17 protein-coding genes and 1 pseudogene are annotated in these 19,452 nt (G+C 39.0%); 7 read left to right on the top strand and 11 right to left on the bottom strand.

All coding sequences use genetic code 11. The features are described from left to right. Positions 1-58: 58 nt before the first annotated feature. The 3 genes from C6H66_RS11385 (at position 59) to C6H66_RS11375 (ending at position 2,869) form a co-directional block, all read left to right on the top strand. Positions 59-988 (top strand): nucleoside hydrolase, encoded by a 930-nt coding sequence (locus tag C6H66_RS11385; RefSeq protein WP_105395643.1) that lies wholly within the window; start codon positions 59-61, stop codon positions 986-988. Positions 989-1,013: 25 nt separating this feature from the next. Next, positions 1,014-2,003 (top strand): adenosine deaminase, encoded by a 990-nt coding sequence (add, locus tag C6H66_RS11380; RefSeq protein ID WP_105395642.1) that lies wholly within the window; start codon positions 1,014-1,016, stop codon positions 2,001-2,003. Between the two features lie 179 nt (positions 2,004-2,182). Continuing rightward, the gene (locus tag C6H66_RS11375; RefSeq protein WP_248000660.1) at positions 2,183-2,869 is read left to right on the top strand and encodes a Crp/Fnr family transcriptional regulator; all 687 of its coding nucleotides are present in this window, start codon (positions 2,183-2,185) and stop codon (positions 2,867-2,869) included. A gap of 102 nt (positions 2,870-2,971) precedes the next feature. Here the strand turns inward: C6H66_RS11375 and C6H66_RS11370 are convergent, their stop codons facing one another. From C6H66_RS11370 to C6H66_RS11355, 4 genes are read right to left on the bottom strand one after another with little or no spacing between them, the layout of a single operon-like run. Beyond that, on the bottom strand, positions 2,972-4,504 hold the full coding sequence (locus C6H66_RS11370) for an asparagine synthetase B family protein (RefSeq protein WP_105395641.1): 1,533 nt from the start codon (positions 4,502-4,504) through the stop codon (positions 2,972-2,974). A gap of 35 nt (positions 4,505-4,539) precedes the next feature. Continuing rightward, the gene (aroA, locus tag C6H66_RS11365; RefSeq protein ID WP_105395640.1) at positions 4,540-5,895 is read right to left on the bottom strand and encodes a 3-phosphoshikimate 1-carboxyvinyltransferase; all 1,356 of its coding nucleotides are present in this window, start codon (positions 5,893-5,895) and stop codon (positions 4,540-4,542) included. Between the two features lie 28 nt (positions 5,896-5,923). After that, on the bottom strand, positions 5,924-7,228 hold the full coding sequence (locus C6H66_RS11360; protein ID WP_105395639.1) for a 3-phosphoshikimate 1-carboxyvinyltransferase: 1,305 nt from the start codon (positions 7,226-7,228) through the stop codon (positions 5,924-5,926). Between the two features lie 50 nt (positions 7,229-7,278). Then, the gene (locus tag C6H66_RS11355; protein WP_036805111.1) at positions 7,279-7,677 is read right to left on the bottom strand and encodes a RidA family protein; all 399 of its coding nucleotides are present in this window, start codon (positions 7,675-7,677) and stop codon (positions 7,279-7,281) included. 450 nt (positions 7,678-8,127) lie between these two features. Between C6H66_RS11355 and C6H66_RS11350 the strand changes: the two genes are divergently transcribed. Together C6H66_RS11350 and C6H66_RS11345 are read left to right on the top strand one after the other, a co-directional pair. Then, a complete protein-coding gene (locus C6H66_RS11350) occupies positions 8,128-9,234 on the top strand; it encodes an ATP-grasp domain-containing protein (protein ID WP_219847613.1) in 1,107 nt (368 codons plus the stop codon). Positions 9,235-9,400: 166 nt separating this feature from the next. Continuing rightward, positions 9,401-10,246: a DMT family transporter gene (locus tag C6H66_RS11345; RefSeq protein WP_105395638.1), complete on the top strand. Its 846-nt coding sequence runs from the start codon at positions 9,401-9,403 to the stop codon at positions 10,244-10,246. Positions 10,247-10,497: 251 nt separating this feature from the next. Here C6H66_RS11345 and ppx read toward each other — a convergent pair. The 5 genes and pseudogenes from ppx to purM form a co-directional block, all read right to left on the bottom strand. Next, positions 10,498-12,031 (bottom strand): annotated as a pseudogene (gene ppx / locus C6H66_RS11335) (exopolyphosphatase). Between the two features lie 3 nt (positions 12,032-12,034). Beyond that, a complete protein-coding gene (ppk1, locus tag C6H66_RS11330) occupies positions 12,035-14,104 on the bottom strand; it encodes a polyphosphate kinase 1 (RefSeq protein WP_036805124.1) in 2,070 nt (689 codons plus the stop codon). 63 nt (positions 14,105-14,167) lie between these two features. After that, positions 14,168-14,737 (bottom strand): spermidine N1-acetyltransferase, encoded by a 570-nt coding sequence (gene speG, locus C6H66_RS11325; RefSeq protein ID WP_046396314.1) that lies wholly within the window; start codon positions 14,735-14,737, stop codon positions 14,168-14,170. Positions 14,738-14,863: 126 nt separating this feature from the next. After that, positions 14,864-15,502, bottom strand: a complete 639-nt coding sequence (gene purN / locus C6H66_RS11320) for a phosphoribosylglycinamide formyltransferase (RefSeq protein ID WP_105395636.1) — start codon at positions 15,500-15,502, stop codon at positions 14,864-14,866. After that, positions 15,499-16,539, bottom strand: coding sequence for a phosphoribosylformylglycinamidine cyclo-ligase (gene purM, locus C6H66_RS11315; RefSeq protein ID WP_046396304.1), 1,041 nt, complete (start codon positions 16,537-16,539; stop codon positions 15,499-15,501). The genes purN and purM overlap by 4 nt, the downstream gene beginning before the upstream one ends. A gap of 225 nt (positions 16,540-16,764) precedes the next feature. Between purM and upp the strand changes: the two genes are divergently transcribed. Together upp and uraA are read left to right on the top strand one after the other, a co-directional pair. After that, complete coding sequence (gene upp, locus C6H66_RS11310; RefSeq protein ID WP_036805138.1) at positions 16,765-17,391, top strand: uracil phosphoribosyltransferase; 627 nt, start codon at positions 16,765-16,767, stop codon at positions 17,389-17,391. 69 nt (positions 17,392-17,460) lie between these two features. Beyond that, entirely contained in the window at positions 17,461-18,753 is a 1,293-nt protein-coding gene (gene uraA / locus C6H66_RS11305) for a uracil permease (protein WP_105395635.1), read from the top strand. 77 nt (positions 18,754-18,830) lie between these two features. Here the strand turns inward: uraA and C6H66_RS11300 are convergent, their stop codons facing one another. Together C6H66_RS11300 and C6H66_RS11295 are read right to left on the bottom strand one after the other, a co-directional pair. Then, entirely contained in the window at positions 18,831-19,190 is a 360-nt protein-coding gene (locus C6H66_RS11300) for a type II toxin-antitoxin system PemK/MazF family toxin (protein ID WP_036805143.1), read from the bottom strand. Continuing rightward, complete coding sequence (locus C6H66_RS11295) at positions 19,190-19,438, bottom strand: AbrB/MazE/SpoVT family DNA-binding domain-containing protein (protein WP_036805145.1); 249 nt, start codon at positions 19,436-19,438, stop codon at positions 19,190-19,192. The genes C6H66_RS11300 and C6H66_RS11295 overlap by 1 nt, the downstream gene beginning before the upstream one ends. Positions 19,439-19,452 lie beyond the last annotated feature (14 nt).

Here is a 19,452-nt window from a genome sequence, read left to right as displayed (position 1 = left end):
ACTTTTTTTGGGTGGAGTTTATAGCCTAATGTAAGAAACATGATAAGGGAGGTAGTCTATGAGACATTTCATTATTGATACAGATACGGCTTCTGATGATGCAGTTGCATTACTGATGGCGCTTCGTGAGCCATCAGTTTTTATTGAGGGTATCACCATTGTTGCCGGTAATTGTGCTGTTGCTCAATGTAGGAAAAATGCGTTAGTTAGTATTGAAAAAGCAGGAACATATATTCCTCCGGTATATGAAGGAATGGGAAAGCCATTATTTAGAGAACATTATGCTTCATATCATATTCACGGGAAAGATGGTATGGGTAATATGAATTTACCAGAGTCTCCACTAATAGCAGAGGATAAACATGCAGTAGATGCAATTATTGATATCGTAAAAAAATTCCCCGGTGAGATAGAAATAATCACTTTGGGGCCGTTGACAAATATTGCAATGGCTGTCTTGAAAGAGCCAGATTTATATAAATTTGTCAAAATGATTTATATTATGGGTGGGTCAGGGATGAAGCCAGGTAATATTACACCGTTAGCTGAATTCAATATTTATGTTGATGCTGAAGCAGCACATATAGTATTGAATTCTGGATTGCCTCTTATATTTTGTGGATGGGAGCTAGGTATGGAAGAGGCTTTTATTGATGAATTCGATATGGATAAATTAAATTCTTTAGGTGATCTTGGTCAGTTTGCAGTGAACTGTAATAGAACATTGGTTGAATTTAATGCGGGAAGGACGAATAGAAAAGGGTTTGATCTGCCTGATCCTATAACAATGGCTATTGCTTTATATTCGAATGAAATGATAGAGGATAAGTTAGAGGCGTATGGTTATGTTGAATATCAAAGTGTACGTTCATATGGGCATTTAGTTATTGATTCAACCGATCTTCTCAATCATCCCCATAATATGACTGTGGTGACTAAAATCAAAGGTAGAGTATTTAAGAATAAATTATTTGCATTATTATCATAATTTTAATCATATAGGCGGATAAAAGATGAATTTTAATCCTGATTTACTGAGAAAGGTGGAGTTACATACACATCTTGATACTGGGTTGAGCTATTATTTCGTTAAAAAACTTATTCCTGATATTACCCAGAAGTCGTTTTTTGAAAAATATATTGCCTCTGAAAAATGTCATGATTTAGGTGATTTTTTAAATAAGATTACCCCTTCATTAGATTTGTTACAAAAAAGGGACGTCATAGCCGATGCTGTAGAAGATCTTTTCATACAATTAAAAAGCGATAACGTAGTCTATGCTGAGGTTAGATTTGCCCCTTTACTGCATCTTCGTTTAGGGTTAAGTGACTGTGATATTGTGGAAATTGTTTTGGAGGCAATGAAAAGTTCTTCAATTAAATATGGTATAGCAGCCGGTTTAATATTGTGTACATTGCGGCATTTTTCAGAAGATCAAAGTTTGAGAACTGCATATCTAGTCAATGAATATGTTAAATATGGTGTTGTTGCTCTTGATCTTGCTGCCGATGAGGCAAGATATCCACTCAATGCGCATTTGAAGGCGTTTAGAATGGTGTTGGAAAGTGGTGGAAATGTTATTGCACATGCAGGCGAAGCGAAAGGGGCTGAGAGTGTACGTGAGACTATTAATAAATTAAATATCTCTCGTATAGGACATGGTGTCAGAAGCATTGAAGATCGAGATGTTATTGATCTTATTATAGAAAGAAATATACATTTAGAAATATGTCCGACATGTAATATTGTTTGCGATATTTATGATATCTATGAAAACCATCCAGTTAATCTTTTAAAAGAGATTGGTGTCAATATTGGGATTAATACGGATGCCCGGACAGTTGCAAATATAACTTTATGTGAAGAATATTTGAGGATTAATCGATATTTTGGTTGGCAATATAGTGATTTTATTGAAACAAATTTTAATGCATTACAGGCTTCCTTTTGTAGTAATGAATTGAAAAATCGATTGGAAAAGGAAATAGTGAGATTATCGTAGTGAAAAATTGCATTTTATTCATCTTTATATATAATTGGAAAAGTTTATATTAAATCTGTAATCTGTAATCTGTAATCTGTAAATATTTTAGTGGGGAAATTTATGGAGAATAAATGGAAAGATCGGAAATATTTAAATATACTTAGTTATGATGTGATTTAAGATATAGTGGATTAAATATGTGTCTGGATAAACAGAGGAAGCTGAAAAATTATATTGATAAATATCATCTTGATAGCATTTTTCCATTAGAATTTATGCAAAAGTTGGATGTGGTTGATGTTAAGAAAAATGCTTATCTTACGCATCAGTCATCGAATTTTACTCATCTCTATATTTTGGTTGAGGGGAAACTTAAGGTTGAGTTTTATAATGTTAATGGCAAATTCTTTGTTTTTGCCTTTGCTACTCCTCTTTTTCTTATTGGAGATTTAGAGCTTTTTCATTCCCAAGAGAATAACATAATTAATACTATTTTTGCTCAGGAGCAGTCAGTACTTCTATCAATACCGTTAGAGACGGTGAAAACATTTGGCTTAACGGCTCCTGGATTTCTTGAATTTGTTTGTAAACAACTCAGTAATAAGCTTTTCGAGTCATTTTTGTTTCGGTCGGGAGTATTTTTGACTGTTGAGGATAAATTAAAGCGATTTCTTTATTATAATTCGAAAAGAAATGGATTTGTACAGATATTAGAGAGAAGGGAAGACTTAGCATCTATTTTAGGTGTTTCAGTTAGGCAATTAAATAGGGCTATTAAGAGTTTGAATGAGAAAGGAATCATTATGTCAAAAAATAAGAGAGTTGAAATTATTGATTATGATTTTTTAAAAAAGGATATTGAGTTCCAGTTAGATGTTAAGTGATGTAAATAAGAAATTCTATTTTCCCAAATAGCTGCATTGTTAGTAGGATAAACAATGCAGCAATCAACATAATTTAAATTACAGTCTCACACAATGTTGAAATTATGATATGAAATTAAAGTAACCTGATTCTGAAAAATCTTTACCAGATTCTTTGAAACGCTCCTTTGGTAGTGGATAGCCTAGAGAGAGATATTTTTCAGCGAAATAGAGAGTGCTTTGGCTGGTTAAGCCGATAGTATTAAGGTTGTCAACAACGCTCTTTGGTAGATCGCATTTAATATCTTTAATGTAATCTATGATAGTATTTTTTACCCCACTGCCATCTGGCATTCTTATTTTGGGTCTGTCAATGATATATTCGGGTATTTTTCCTCTGAATGCTTCACGTAAAATATGTTTTTCTACTCCGTTATTGAGTTTGTAAGAAAAATCCAGACTTAAAACATAAGGAACCAATGCTGAATCCATAAAGGGAACTCGTGCTTCAACCGTATTTCTCATGCTTGCCCGATCGACTCTTTGTAAATCAGTTCTATGAAGATTATTTAATCTATATAGGGAGAGATAATGGGGATCGGGATATGTCTTAAATAGATCGTAGCCAGCAAAAATTTCATCACTGCCTTCTCCACATAGAGCGATTTTAAAGCCGAGGCGGTTAGCGATATAATAACCAAAGTGAGCAATATTCGAATCAATTGCATCAATTTGTTCGAAAAATTCACCATAATAGATAGCATCTTGGATGTTATTAATTAATTCTTCCTGAGTAAAGGTATAGATAATGTGTTTTATCTTATTCTCAGAACAATATCTTTGGGCAATTTCAATATCTTTTGAGCCGGGTAATCCAAATGAAATTGCTGTAACATTGTGGTGATATTTGTGTGCAAGATAGAGCACAATGGTACTATCTATACCGCCGCTAAACATGATTGATATAGGTAGATCTGTATCAACCCTCTTTTTGACGGCATTATCTAAAAGTGAATAGACTTTTTCTTTTGCCTGTTCGAAGTTATCGTTGCTTGCGGAAATATTTGTGTCGTAGCTAATATATTTTTCACTGGTAAAGCCGTCGAAAATTGAACCGGGTTCAACGGGTTTAATTTCTGAATTAAACTCGATCAATGATTTTATTTCTGATGCTACATACCAGCTACCCTCTTTTTGGGTGTAATAGAGTGGTTTTATGCCGACGTGATCTCTTCCTAAGAAGAATTTATTATTCTTATTATCAAATAGAATAAAACTAAACATTCCATCTAACTTTTTAATAAATGACTTGCCATAGCGAATGTAGGCGATTAGGGCAACTTCTGCGTCGCCACCATTTTTAAATTGGTAGCCTTGTTTAATTAATTCATTTCGAAGAGACTTATAATTATAAATTTGACCATTCAGCACAAGATGAAGATCATGTTCCTGATTTGATATGGGTTGATAGGCTGAATCACGTTCGACAATCGCCAGTCTGTTGGTTGCGATTGCAAAATTATTTCTGACAACCTTTTCATTAAACCGAGATGAATCACCTCGATGTGCTATTTTTGACATTATAGTATGTAGCTTATTCTCAATATCATCAATAAGCCTGTTTTCTGTATTAAAAATACCACCAATTCCACACATAGTGAATTCCTTTGGTTAAGAGTTATCAATGATATTTAAATATCTTCTGGTATAGGGCCAGAATATTTTAATTCATTCACGTTGGCGCCCAATGTGGATATTTCAGCGAAATATTCTGGATAGGTTTGACCAACATGATATGGCTCACTAATAATAAGTGGCTCATCACAATGTAAACCTATTGTTGTGAGCGCCATGATTAATCCATGATCGTAATGACCATCAACAATAACACCGCCTTTATATCCATATGGATTACCATAAATAATTAATTGATCTAGCTTTTCTTCTGATCTAATTCCTATTTTGTCTAATTCTCGCCGAAAATCGGAAATTCTATCTGATTCTTTATAGCGGATATGCTCAATGTTATAGAAAACGCTTTTACCATCGGCAAACGCAGCTAATGCAGCAAGTGCAGGTACCGCATCTGGCGCCAGTGAACCATCGAAATCCTGTGCTTTCAGGGGGCCGCCAGAGCGAATATTGAGACAATCTTCTCTGATAAAGCTGATTTTCGTTCCACTGTTAATTAAATAATCCACTACCGCGCCGTTACCTAATTCTTCCTCAAAGAAACCGTTTAGGGTGACGTCAGAATTCAGTGAGGCGCAAAGTGCAAGGATCGCTGCCGTGCTGGCGGGATCAGCGCCGACGCTAAATTCTGATGGGATAAATCGACTTTTTCCTGTGGTAAAGAAATTGCGGAATTTATCGTCATATTCAATATTGATGCCGGCTTTGCGCAAATTATTAATTGTCGTGTGAACCATCGATGGCGCGGTAATTGTGTCGGTGACTTTTATTTGTAGATCTCGTTCACTGATAGCGCCTAAGTAAAGTAGTCCACTCAGGAATTGAGAGCTTTTTCTGCATGAAATCTCAGTGTAATTACCGATATTTCTGTTTGATTTTATGCTTATTGGTAAAAGTGAATCTGGCCCAACGGCGGTACACTGAATATTGAGTAATTTGAGTGCATTGACCATTTCTGATTGTGAACGTGTACCCAGGGAGTGACGGTATTCTGTAATAAATTCAGTATCAGGTAAATAACCGGATACACCCATTAATAGTCGTAACACAACGCCAGAATTATTTGGGTTGAAGATGATTTTTTTATCAATCTTTCTGATATCTGTACCTTCTACGATTGTTCCTGTAATATCACTATTAAATGATGCTCCTAAACGGGAACAGTTTAATTTCATTGCTGTTGTATTGTTCCCTGATGCCATGTTATTTATTTTACTTGTACCTTCCGTTAATGATGCAGTCAGAATGGCGCGAGTTGAAGAACTTTTTGAGGCAGGTAAAGTTATTGAACCATTTAGTGATTTAGTTTTATTTATTTCGATAAATGGCGGATGATTATTACCATAATACTTCATATTTTTATCTCGCTTATTATACTGTTAGCTAACTTATTCTAGCCCCGAGAGAATTTAAGGATTGGATAAATCCAGGAAAACCATCATCTAATTTATGTATATGATTAACGGTTGTTCGTTCTCTTGCCCCTAATGATGCAATAATATTGGATGCGCAAATCCGATGATCATAGTAGCTAAATATTTCAACGCCTCCGTTTAATGGCCCGTTACCGTTAATCCTTATTTTGTTGAAAGCCCCAGTATCATTAAAAATTAAATAACTTTTGCCTCCCATCATGCGTATGTTTTCGTTGATAATAAATGCCCGTTGGCATTTATGATTATTTATAGCATTAAGACCGGAAAATGTGATATCCCCATTACCATTAATCGCCGCCGCGATGATATTAGTGGCAACGGAAGGGAGTTCATTTAAATGGATTTCATCTGTAATGGCGTTATATTTCCCCTCCAGGCTGATATTAAGTTCATTCTTAATTGGATTATAGTTTAAATTCATACCAAATTTTTTATATATGTCAAATAGTACTCTTTCGTTAATGGTATTCCCAAGATAATAACTTTTTATGGTGACTTTGCTTGGTCGATTAATACTTAATATTGATGAAGCAATGTAGCTTAGTGATGTGAAATCCGAAGGGATATTAATAGTAATATCCTTTGATTGATATTCAGTTGAAATAAATGTACTGCCTATGCGGGTGATTTTGCTCCCCAGTAACGCCATCATGTTAGTTGTTATATCGACATATCCATTCTTAATTTCACCGTTGTTGTTAATGATAAGACTTTTTCCTTTAATAAATGGTGAAACCAAAAGAGAGAATGACAGGAATTGGGTGCTCTTATTGAAGTTTAATGGTGACTGTGATGGATATATTCTCTTGGAAACCATGACGATATTTTCTTTTTGCTTTTCTGCAAGTACATTTAGGTATGAAAAAAATGATTCATCATATAGGCTTTCTCTGTTAAACAGTGAATCATTGCATTTTATATAAACTTCTTTTTCCGTCAGTGAGGCCAAAGCGACGCTGATTCTAAATAACATACCAGAGCCATTAGCATTAATAATCCCATTACAATGATATATTGGACGTGCTCCTTTCAATATGATGTGATTTTTACCTCTGTCCAGAATTTGCAGCCCAAATTGTTGTAAAGCAATAAGGAGATCTTCTGTTTCGGTACACCACGATATATTATTTACGGTAGTTGTTTCTTCATTCAACAGTGCTAATAGTAGCGCTCTTTGGATATGAGGCTTAGATGATGGTATGACTATTTCCCCATTAAGAGTAGAGCCGGGGAGCACGTTAATTTTATTCATGCCAAGCCTCCAGGTAGATCAATTACCATTGGTATTATTCTTTAATTTAACTATTTGCTGTCGATGGCAATAGTTGTAATTTCAACATAATGTTCTGGCTTCACCATCGATTTAACGGCAATGGTGGTATTGACCGGCCGTATATCGCCAAATTTCTCATTAAATGCTCGACAATAATCATCAAAATGTTGGAAATCTGTTAAATGTGTTACTGTGCTGACAACATCAGTCAGTTCTGCACCAAGTTCTTTTAAATATTTCTCAATTTTTTCTATGATAAATAGAGTTTGTTCGTAAGCATTTTCTCCCATAACATTTCCATCACCATCTGAGGCGACACATCCTGCAATAAAGATTTGATTGCCAACTCTTTTTCCTCTTGAATATCCCATTTTATTTTCCCACGGGGAAGGGCTGAATACTGTTTTTCTAACTTCATGAGATGACATAAATACTCCTATAAATGAAAATATATAAGAAGAAGATTTGGGAATAATAAATTAATTTAAACAATTTATTCCATTAACTAAAAAATATCCGTAAATCAATGTAGTATTAATAAAAGTATACAAAGTCTGATATGTCAAATAAAACTAATTATTAAAATGGAATAATTGTTTATTTCCTTATTAAAAAAATGAATAAATATTTTATCTTGACAATAAAATTGTTTTTTATGGAAAAATTTCTATTATTATTGAATTGGTTATATATTAAAGAGATGAATCTGGTTGTATTTTGACTATTTTGTATTTGAAAGTCACCTTAGTTGGAACTATACATGATGATTAGGTTGTCTTAATTTTGATGAAAATTTTATTTATTAATAAAAATAGATAATTTAAAGAGTGAATAAAATGGGTATAAAATAATAATTGTTAACTGATGATGGGGTGGATATGGGCGTTTTTATTTTTATTGAAGCAAGACCGGTTGAATGCTCAGCGATTGATTATATTAGAAATTTAGGGTTTTCTCCTGTATTGTTTACGTCAATGGAATCGATGAATAAAGGATTATATGATGATTTGAAGACGGAATTATTTGATAATGTTTATTATTTAGATACGAGAAGTAGTACAGATATCATTAATTTAATTAAAGATATCTGCATTCCTATTGCCGCGATCTTGGGCTGTTATGATGATTTTATGATTGTGGCGTCTGAAGTGGCGTTAGAATTTGGTTTACCTCACCCGGATATAAATGGTTTGAGGAACGCATTTAGTAAGAAGAATGTTAGGGATATTCTGGCACAACATGGTTATGAACAACCGACCTACGAGGTTTTTTCTTATAATAATATTCCAGAAAATCCTAAAGTTCCTTTTCCGTTTGTTATTAAGCCACTTCGTGATGCGGGGGCTTATGGAGTATCACTTTGTAAATCTCTAGATGATTACCTCCATGTAATTTCAGAAATTTCATCTAATGGCACAATGTCGATGCTTGGAAAAGTCAATGAGGAATTCTTGATAGAAGAGTTCCTGCAAGGAAATTTTTATGGCGCGGAATTAATTTATAGTCATGATGAATGGCATGTAATTGGTATCAATAGAATTTTTGTTTCTCCTGACGATGACCTGTGTATGATAGGTTTATCTCATCCTGCTGAGCTGCCTGAATTTGAGTTTACAATGGTTTGTAAGCTTATTAAAGAGTGGGTAACTGTTTTGGGATTACGAGGTGGCGCAATAAATGTAGAGTTTATTTATACTTCTCGTGGGCCTGTATTAGTTGAAATCAATTTACGCATAGCGGGTGCCAGAGCTGCTCAACAGATTTTCATGACCTCTGGGATTAATATGGTCAAATACTTGGTGGACTTTGTTTGTGGTATTAAAAGTTCTATATCACCAGAATCGGAAAGAGTTTATCCATTTGTCGCTGATGCATTTGTTTTTTATCGTGGTGATGGGATGGTAAATGATATCAAGATAGATGCTGATATCCCTTATTTCATCTCCGCAGGGTTTAAAAAAAACGCCTTTTACTATTTCATTTAAAAGTGAAAGTTCATCGAAAAGTAAAAATTCATCAAAAAATAAAAACTTTGGTTCTATTGTCGGTTATGTTCTGGCTTATGGTAGTAGTTGTGAGGAAGCGATGGAAAATGCGACACGTATTGCTAGCAGAGTACAGTTAAAAACAAATTAATAAGAGATCATCATTATGGCTATTTTAATGGGGTTGATTTCAGCATTGTGCTGGGGAAGTACTGATTTTTTGGCAGGACAAGTGGCAAGAAAAGTCGGCGTTGCTAAATCTTTATTCTACAGTCAGCTATTTGGTTTTTTTGTTTTATCGTTGCTGCTGTTTTTTTATTTTGAGATGTCGTTTGTTAATGTAAGCTTCTTTCAACTGACTATATGTGTTGTTGCTTCGGTTTGCAATTTAATGGCAATGGTGTTTCTGCTTAAAGCGTTATCGATCGGCAAAGCCTCTATTGTCGCGCCGATTGTTTCGCTTTATGGGGCCGTTACCACGATTTTGTCACTGATAAATGGGAAACCAATGACCGCTTTGGTTTTGTTTAGTCTATTTATTTGTGTTGTTGGCGCCTGTCTAACCAGTATACCGAAATCAAAAGATGGACAACGAGAATCATCTGGTTCAATTTTCTTCGCGCTTTTATCTTCATTGATGTTTGGTTTGGGCTTCTGGCTGCAAGGGGAATTTGCTGTTAAAGATCTGGGTGTTATCAATGCATTATGGGTTTACTATTTAACCGCTGTGGTTCTTTTGTTCCTCACGTTGTTACAAAAAGGGAATTTATCATTACCGCCGATTTCAATTATCGCTCTGGTTTTTTCAATTAGTTTCTTTAGTTTGATAGGGTTTGCTTCATTAGCTTACGGCTCTGCTACGGGACATGTTGCAGTTGTTACCGTTTTGAGTTCATTGGCAAGTGGCGTCACCGCATTATTAGGTTTTTTTATTCGCGGAGAACGGTTGAGCCAAATTCAGTGGATGGGCATTGTGATAATAATAGTGGGTGTTATTCTTCTGAAATTATGACGTTTATGATAGTTTGTTTCCCCGAATTCTTCGGGGAAACAGTGAAATAATTACATTGATTTAGGCGCTAGCTTGATTATTTCATTTGATGATTTTCACTTTTCTCTATTATGACCTTTTTATTTTGCTGATGATGCTCTAATGCCGCTATGGATGAGTAAATGAAACGGCCAAATAAAATCAGAAAGCTGATAAGTAAAACCAATTTAATGATCTGAGATCGCTTCTTTTTTTTTCATAGTTTAAAATCGCTATATTGATTCCTCGGCTATTTCTAATTGCCAACCCGTAACGTTATGCCAGTAACCTTGCTCTTTTTCCAGATCGAGCTGCATCAGCGTGTTTTCTGATAAATAATTATAAGGCAGGTAGAGCGCCCAATGACTATCATCAGTAACGAGTCTGAGTGATTCAGGGGTGGTTGTGGATTGACGTTGATTATTGAGTAACGTTGCCAGACGTAGGATTTGAATTAATGGCAGATACTGTTTTTTCTTGAATAAATTGAATCTTGGTAAATCATCCAGTTTTATTGTTTTGCGATGACAGCGAACCAGGGTTGCCAACAGTAATTGTTGTTCCTGATTAAAGCCCGGTAAATTGGTGTTTTGCAGAATATAGGCAGAGTGTCGTTGTAATCCGCTTAAGTTAATACTTAATCCAACTTCATGTAGCATTGCCGCCCAGTGTAAAATCGCTTCGAGTTGAGGTTGTACCAGTTTGGGATTCTGCATTGCCCACTGTTGGTAAAGTGTTTCAGTCGTATTAAGTACGCGCTTGGCCTGTTCTCTGTCGATATTATAGTGTTCAGCTAAACTTTTTGCGGTTCTCTGGCGAATATCTTGATGGCGGAAACGGCCTTCCATTTCATACAAAACACCTTCACGTAGTGCGCCGTCTGAGAGTTGTAGTGTTTTTATGTGCAGAGCATCGAATATACCGCATAAGATAGCCAGACCAGGAATAAAAAAAATGTTTGCGATCGTCTGATAATCCAGGTAGGTCAAAGGTTTTTAATTTTTTGAATTTGAGTATTTCTTTGACTAATATCTCCAATCGTTCAGGAGTGATTAATCCGTCTTTTTCTCCCATTGCGACCAGTACTTCATATACGGCTTTAATCGTCCCTGATGCGCCAAGGGCTGAGTTCCAGCCCGTGATGCGGTATTGCCATGAGAGATTTTCCAGTTTTTGCGCGGCTTCGAGCCGCGCTCTGCGGAATTTCTCTGTGCTAATTTCGTCATCGGGAAAAAATTGGTGAGCGAAACTAATGCATCCCATTCGGCGGCTTTCTACTAATAATGGTTCAAAATTTTCACCGATCACCAGTTCAGTGGAGCCGCCGCCAATATCAATCACCAGTTTACGGTCTTTTTCTGGTTGCGTATGTTCCACTCCCATGTAGATTAGACGGGCTTCTTCATGGCCGGAAATAATTTCAATCGGGTAGGGGATAACGTCTTTAGCGCGTTCAATAAATTCTTTTGCATTACTGGCTTCACGTAGGCTGTGAGTGCCCACCAGACAAACATTATCAGCAGAAAATCCTTGTAATCGTTCAGCAAATAGAGCCAGACAAGCAAGACCGCGCTCCATCGCTTCTTCGCTTAATTGATTGTTGTGGTCAAGGCCGTCGGCAAGATGGACGCGTTGTTTTAAGCGGCCCAGGATCTGAAATGCGCCGTTAACAATTCGTGCGATAATCATATGAAAACTGTTTGAGCCCAGATCAATAGCCGCAATTTCTATTGGTCTGGGTGTTGGCTTGTCGTGTGTTAGCGGCATAAATTAAGCTCTTGGTTCAGGTTGTTCGAGGGCTTTTATATAGTCATAAATAGCCAGTTGTGCCCGGATTTTCCGCTTATTTCCTCGTGGCACATAACTATTGCTCAGTTCTTTATCAACGTAACGGGCTTTGACCGTATCATTGAATTGTAATTCGAGAATATCCAATACCCGTTGTTTTAATTGTGGATCAAGTAGGCAAACCGCAACTTCAATTCGGTAGTCGATATTACGGGTCATCCAATCGGCAGACGAAAGAAAGACTTTTTCATCTCCGTCATTAGTGAATACGTAAACCCGATCATGCTCGAGGAAACGGTCAACAATACTGATGATCTGAATATTTTCGCTAAACCCGGGCTGATTGGGCACCAGTGAACACATACCACGTATCAGCAGACGTATTTTTACCCCCGCTTCTGAAGCGTCGTATAAGCGGTCCACCAGCTCTTTATCAACCAGATTATTAATCTTTAACGTAATGCCTGCGGGCTTATTTGCTTTGGCGTTGGCGATTTCCTGTGAAATAAGCTGGTTGAGCATCGCGCGGGAATTTTGCGGCGAGACCATCAGGTTTTCAAATTTAACTGGACGGTAGGGATTCTCAATGAAGTTGAATACCCGGCGCACTTCGTTAGTAATTTGTGGATTGGCTGTCAGCAAGGAGTAGTCGGTATAGAGGCGAGCTGTTTTTTCATTAAAATTACCCGTACCAATATGGGCATAGCGAACAATTTCTTCGCCTTCCAGACGGGAAATAAGGAACAGCTTTGCGTGAATTTTTAGTCCCGGTGCTGAGAAAATGACATGTACACCCGCTTCGGTTAGCCGTTTGGCCCAATGAATATTGGCTTCTTCATCAAATCGTGCCTGTAATTCAACCACGACGGTCACTTTTTTACCGTTATGGGCAGCATGGATCATGGAATCAATAATGCGGGAGTCTTTTGCTACCCGATAAATATTGATCTTGATGGAAAGTACACTTGGGTCGAAAGAAGCCTGACGTAATAATTCCAACACATGTTCAAAGGTGTGATAGGGATAATAGAGCAGCACATCTTGTTCACGAATCGCATCAAATCCATTGCGGAAATTATCAAACCAAGTGTGTCGTAATCTCGGCAAGGGTTTATTGAGTAGATTTCTCTTCCCCTCGTTGGGGAATTTAATGAAATCTTTAAAATTGTGATAGCGTCCGCCAGCAATCACCGAGTCATCATTTGATAAACCAAGTTTGCTACGCAGTAATTCTACCATTTCATCTGGCATTTCTCGTTGGTAAACGAATCTTACCGGTTCCGCTGTCAGCCGTTGTTTCAGCGTGGATGACATCAGTTCGAGCAAGCTTGATTCCATCTCTGTGGCTAGATCATATTCAGAATCACGGGTCATTTTCATTGAATAGGCGTTCAGGGAATCATAATCGAAAAAACCTTTGAAAATTTCATCAAGACAATAACGCATAATATTGTCTAGCAGGATCATTGATTTGCGGCGGTGGGGCATTTCAGGCGGCAAGTTAACAAAACGTGGCACCTTATCTGACGGAATTTCCAATAGCGCATATTGAATATTCTGGCCGTGGACAATTTCAACCGCCAGGTAAGTGTAGTCATCTTTCAGAAATTCAACCAGATTGGTTTCTGGATTGATTAAGATTGGCGTAGTGTGTGGTCGCAGATGTTGACGAAAATATTGGCGTAACCAGATTTGTTGATTGGGTGAAATTTGTCGTTCATTGATTAGAAAAATTTGATTACGAGCGATTTCTAATAGCAATTCATTATAGAGCACATCAAATTCTTGATCGGTTTTAGCCACTTTAGCTTGAATTTTTTTCAGTACATTTCGAGCGCTGGTGGCCGATCCTCGTTCTTCATTAATTAATATTCGCCGTTTCACATCAGCAAAACGGACTTTGTAAAATTCATCCAGATTATTGGAGTAAATACCAAGGAACCGCATCCGTTCTATTAATGGATTGCTCTTATCCGCTGCTTCTTGAAGCACACGTTCGTTGAATGATAACCAACTAAGTTCTTTCTCGGTATAGAGCCTGTCTTGGGACATTGTTACTCCAGGTGTTAAGGTAAAAGTATTAAAACTTTGAATACGACAGGGCGTCGTTTGTCGCTATATTCTTGTCTGTAGTTGTTGACTCACTTTTTCATCTTCCTTGGATACAAAATATTGATGTTGGAAAACGCACATGCGAATGGCTGTGCGGTAACTACCGTTAATAAAGAATTCGTCTATTAATTCGCCTTCAGTATAGAAACCTAGCTTATTATAGATATGAATGGCCTTGGCGTTCTCTTTATCAACAATCAGGTAGAGTTTATACAGATTAAGGACGGAAAATGCATATTCCATCGCCAGTTTTGCCGCTTTGGTTGCATGACCTTGGCCCTGATGTGCCGGATCGATAATAATCTGAAATTCTGACCGGCGGTGGATATAGTCGATTTCGACTAATTCAACTAAACCCACTTTGGCGTCAGAACCTTCGATAATAAACCGGCGCTCGCTCTGGTCGTGAATATGTTTGTCATAGAGATCGCATAGTTCAACGAAAGCTTCATAAGGTTCTTCGAACCAGTAACGCATTACGCTGGCGTTGTTATCTAATTGATGGACAAAAGGGAGATCTTCCCGTTCAAGGGGACGTAACCTAACAGGTGGGGTATGAGAACCACCAGACATTTGACACCTCAGTGTTTTTAGTAAAAAAGGAGCATAATTAATAATAGTTCGCAGTGCCGGGTATGTTACCACAGCACTGTAATTAGCCGTTAATGCCGTTAATATACCCATTAGGGTATAAGTAAATTATTCTGCGGCATAGCCTTCTGGAGGGAGAATCTTTCCATCCAGATACGCTTTGCCATTAACCATACTTAGGCGCCCTTCGATAAACCAGTTGATAACTAACGGATAGATGTCGTGTTCCTGAGTCTGAACTCGTTTAACAACCTCATTTTCCTGATCACCGGCAAAAATAGGAACTTTAGCTTGCAGGATCACCGGACCGCCATCCAGTTCTTCTGTTACAAAATGGACGGAAGTACCGTGCTCTGTATCACCATTTTCTATCGCTTTGCGGTGAGTATGCAGGCCAGGATATTTGGGCAACAGAGAAGGGTGAATGTTTAGCAGGCGGCCAAGATAGTGCTGAACAAAATCTGGCGTCAGAATACGCATATAACCCGCTAGGATCACCAAATCTGGTTGATACTGATCAATGGCATGTTTCAACGCTTCATCATAAGCCTGACGATTTGCATAGTCTTTTGGGCTAATAACATGAGCGGGAATATCCGCCTGTTTAGCGCGTAACAGACCGTAAGCATTTGCTGTATTACTAAATACCGCGCAAACTTGCCCATTGATTCTGTTCTGCTGGCAGGCATCAATCACCGCCTGGAGATTGCTTCCGCTGCCAGAGATGAGTACAACGATATTTTTCATTTAATAACAACCTGTTGTTCACCCTCTTGCAGTGTCGCGATAGAGCCGATATGCCAGGCTTTCTCACCGGCGGCAGTGAGTAATTCAATGGCCTGTTCGACGGCTGTTGGTGGTAATGCAATTACCATCCCGACACCACAGTTGAATGTACGGTACATTTCATGGCGGCTAACATTGCCTGTCTGTTGCAGCCAATTAAATATGGCCGGCCACTGCCAACTGGATTCGTTAATCTGTGCTTGGGTATTTTCAGGCAGAACACGCGGAATATTTTCCCAGAAACCGCCGCCGGTTAGATGAGCAATAGCGTGAACATCAACGTGTTCAATCAAGGATAAAAGAGATTTCACATAAATTTTTGTCGGGGCGAGCAGGTGATCTGCCAGTGATTTACCTTCAAGCTCGGTTGCTTCTGGATCTGTGTTGCTGACGGCCAGAATTTTGCGTATCAGAGAATAGCCGTTTGAGTGAGGGCCGCTGGCGGCGAGGGCAATCAAGGCATCACCCGCTTGAACCTTACTGCCATCGATAATTTCTGATTTTTCAACCACGCCAACGCAGAAGCCAGCAACATCATAATCTTCGCCGTGGTACATCCCCGGCATTTCTGCGGTTTCTCCACCGACCAGAGCACAGCCGGATAATTGACAGCCTTCCGCGATACCGGTGATAACGCTGGCGGCAGTATCAACGTCCAGTTTTCCGGTTGCATAGTAATCGAGGAAAAATAGGGGTTCTGCGCCTTGAACAACCAAGTCATTAACGCACATTGCAACTAAGTCAATGCCGATAGTGTCATGGCGTTTGAGATCCATTGCCAGACGTAACTTGGTGCCGACGCCATCAGTACCAGAAACCAGAATAGGTTCGCGGTATTTTTGTGGTAATGCGCATAAAGCGCCGAACCCGCCTAAACCACCCATAACTTCTGGGCGACGGGTCTGTTTTACAACACCTTTAATACGGTTGACTAAGGCATTACCAGCGTCGATATCGACACCGGCGTCTTTATAACTGAGAGAGGTTTTGTTGGTCACTCGAAGCCCCCAAGGCGGTTGCGTTTGATAAATTAAGACAGAATAGTAACAATTCTAACAGTCTAAGCAAACGTTTGCGAGACTCTTGTTTAGGATCAAAATTCTCGCAAGTAGGGCTGTGTTTGATGAAAATCAACGGATTGGTAGTGGTGTTATGGTTAAAAGAGGGTATAATCTCGCGGTTTTTTTGTCTGCTGGCGACATGACATACAGTAGGAGAAGTCCATGAAGATCGTTGAGGTGAATCACCCACTTGTTAAACATAAACTCGGTCTGATGCGAGCGAATGATATCAGCACCAAACGCTTTCGTGAACTGGCCGCAGAAGTTGGAAGCCTTCTGACTTATGAAGCAACTGCTGATTTAGAAACTGAAAAAGTCACTATTGATGGCTGGTGTGGTCCAGTGGCAGTTGAGCAGATTAAAGGTAAAAAAATAACTGTCGTACCTATTCTGCGTGCTGGGTTGGGGATGATGGATGGTGTATTGGAGAATGTTCCCAGTGCCCGGATCAGCGTCGTAGGGGTTTATCGTAATGAAGAAACCTTAGAACCTGTCCCTTATTTCCAGAAACTGGCCTCCAATATTGATGAACGTATGGCTCTGGTGGTTGACCCTATGTTGGCAACCGGCGGCTCTATGATTGCAACTATCGATTTACTGAAAAAAGCTGGCTGCCAGTCGATTAAAGTGCTGGTTTTGGTGGCCGCTCCTGAAGGTATTGCTGCGTTGGAAAAAGCCCATCCTGATGTGGAACTGTATACAGCCTCTATTGATGAGAGACTCAATGAACAGGGATACATTGTGCCTGGCCTGGGGGATGCAGGCGATAAGATATTTGGTACGAAATAATAAGTTAGCCGACTTTTGAGTCGGCTTTTTTTTTGGTTCTAGCGCAAGAATATTAAGAGGATAAAGAAAATGACCCGTCGTACGATTGGAATAGATGAGCGGCCTCCTTTTTTACAGACCATTCCACTCAGCTTCCAACATCTTTTTGCTATGTTTGGTGCGACGGTATTGGTGCCGATTTTGTTTAAAGTCAACCCAGCGACAATTCTGCTGTTTAACGGTATCGGTACATTGTTGTATCTGGTGATTTGTAAGGGAAAGGTTCCGGCGTATTTGGGATCGAGTTTTGCTTTTATTTCGCCGGTTTTATTGTTGTTGCCGCTGGGATATGAGTTGGCTCTAGGCGGGTTTATTCTGTGCGGTGTGCTATTTTGTCTGGTTTCACTGATTGTCAAGGTGGCAGGGAGAAGTTGGATTAATGCGCTGTTTCCGCCTGCGACAATGGGGGCGATTGTGGCTGTTATCGGTCTGGAACTTGCGGGTGTTGCGGCTGATATGGCGGGTTTGCGTCCGGCGGAAGGTGCCAGTATTGATCCGACAACGTTGACAATTTCTCTGGTAACGCTGGCGGTAACTGTGCTGGGTTCAGTGATGTTCCGTGGGTTTCTGGCCATTATCCCGATTCTCATTGGCGTATTGGTAGGTTATGCGTTGGCGTTTCTGATGGGGGTAGTTGACCTGACGCCAATACGTGAAGCGCCGTGGTTTGCATTGCCAACTTTTTATACCCCACGTTTTGAATGGTTCGCTATTATGACGATCTTGCCTGCGGCGCTGGTTGTGATAGCGGAGCATGTTGGTCACTTAGTTGTGACGGCGAATATTGTGAAGAAGGATTTGTTAAAAGAGCCGGGTTTGCATCGTTCTATGTTCGCAAATGGTTTATCAACTGTGATTTCCGGTTTCTTTGGTTCAACGCCGAATACGACTTATGGTGAAAATATTGGTGTCATGGCAATTACCAAAGTGTACAGTACCTGGGTTATTGGTGGTGCTGCGATATTGGCGATTTTGCTCTCCTGCGTCGGTAAATTGGCGGCGGCAATTCAGGCCGTGCCGGTTCCAGTCATGGGCGGTGTCTCGCTGTTGCTTTATGGGGTTATTGGCGCATCAGGTATTCGGGTGCTGATTGATTCCAAAGTGGATTATAATAAAGCACAAAATCTTATCCTAACTTCTATTATTCTTATCATTGGCGTCAGTGGGGCGAAAATTAATATCGGTGTCGCTGAACTTAAAGGTATGGCGCTGGCAACGATTGTAGGTATCGGGATGAGTTTGATTTTCCGACTGGTCGCTATTTTCCGTCCCGAAGAACGATATATTGAATCTTCCGTTGAATCTGTTAAGCACGGTAAATAACAGAGCAATAAACTTGGGCTGATTTCCCCGCTTTGGGTAGTTTTCATTATTAAGAGGCGGGGATGATGGTCATTATTTTATTCGTAAGGGAGGCAGGAAAGCAAATGTTCGCCACCAATGAGAGGAATGAGTTTTAACAGAACTTCATCGTGGAGTCCAGGTTCTGACGCAGTGATGAATTTTACTTTGCGTTGCCGCCAATCTAGAGTTTGGATCAAAGTTGTTGCTACTATGCAAGGTTGTTCCAGATTAGTAACAGGTACTTCTGTAGGTGCTCCTCTGATACTGGTGCTAATAGGACAACAGATAACTAATCCAGTTAGTCGGTTATAGGTTTCATGCGATAATATGAGTGTTGGGCGATATTTGCCAATTTCTTTGCCTTTTGTTGGTTCGAAATCAAGCCAGCAAATATCTCCACGTTTAGGAACAAACATCAGTAATTGAGTTCCTTGTGATTCGGAGCTGCCAGTTCATCAGCATGCGCAGTGTAAGCGGATAAGCCATTTAATAAATCAGACTCGGTTAACCGTTTCTTGACGGCTTTTTGAATAACTAATCCTTCTTCACTGATGTTAATGTTTACGATATCACCCGCTTCAAGATTAGGTATCGTTTTCAGATTTCCCGATAATCGTAGAGCAATACTGTTTCCCCATTTTTGCAAAACTGCTTGAGTGCGCATATCTATGCCTCCAT

Source organism: Photorhabdus hindustanensis (assembly GCF_002968995.1).
Classification (GTDB): Bacteria; Pseudomonadota; Gammaproteobacteria; order Enterobacterales; family Enterobacteriaceae; genus Photorhabdus; species Photorhabdus akhurstii.
This window is presented reverse-complemented; position numbering and strand designations above follow the sequence as displayed.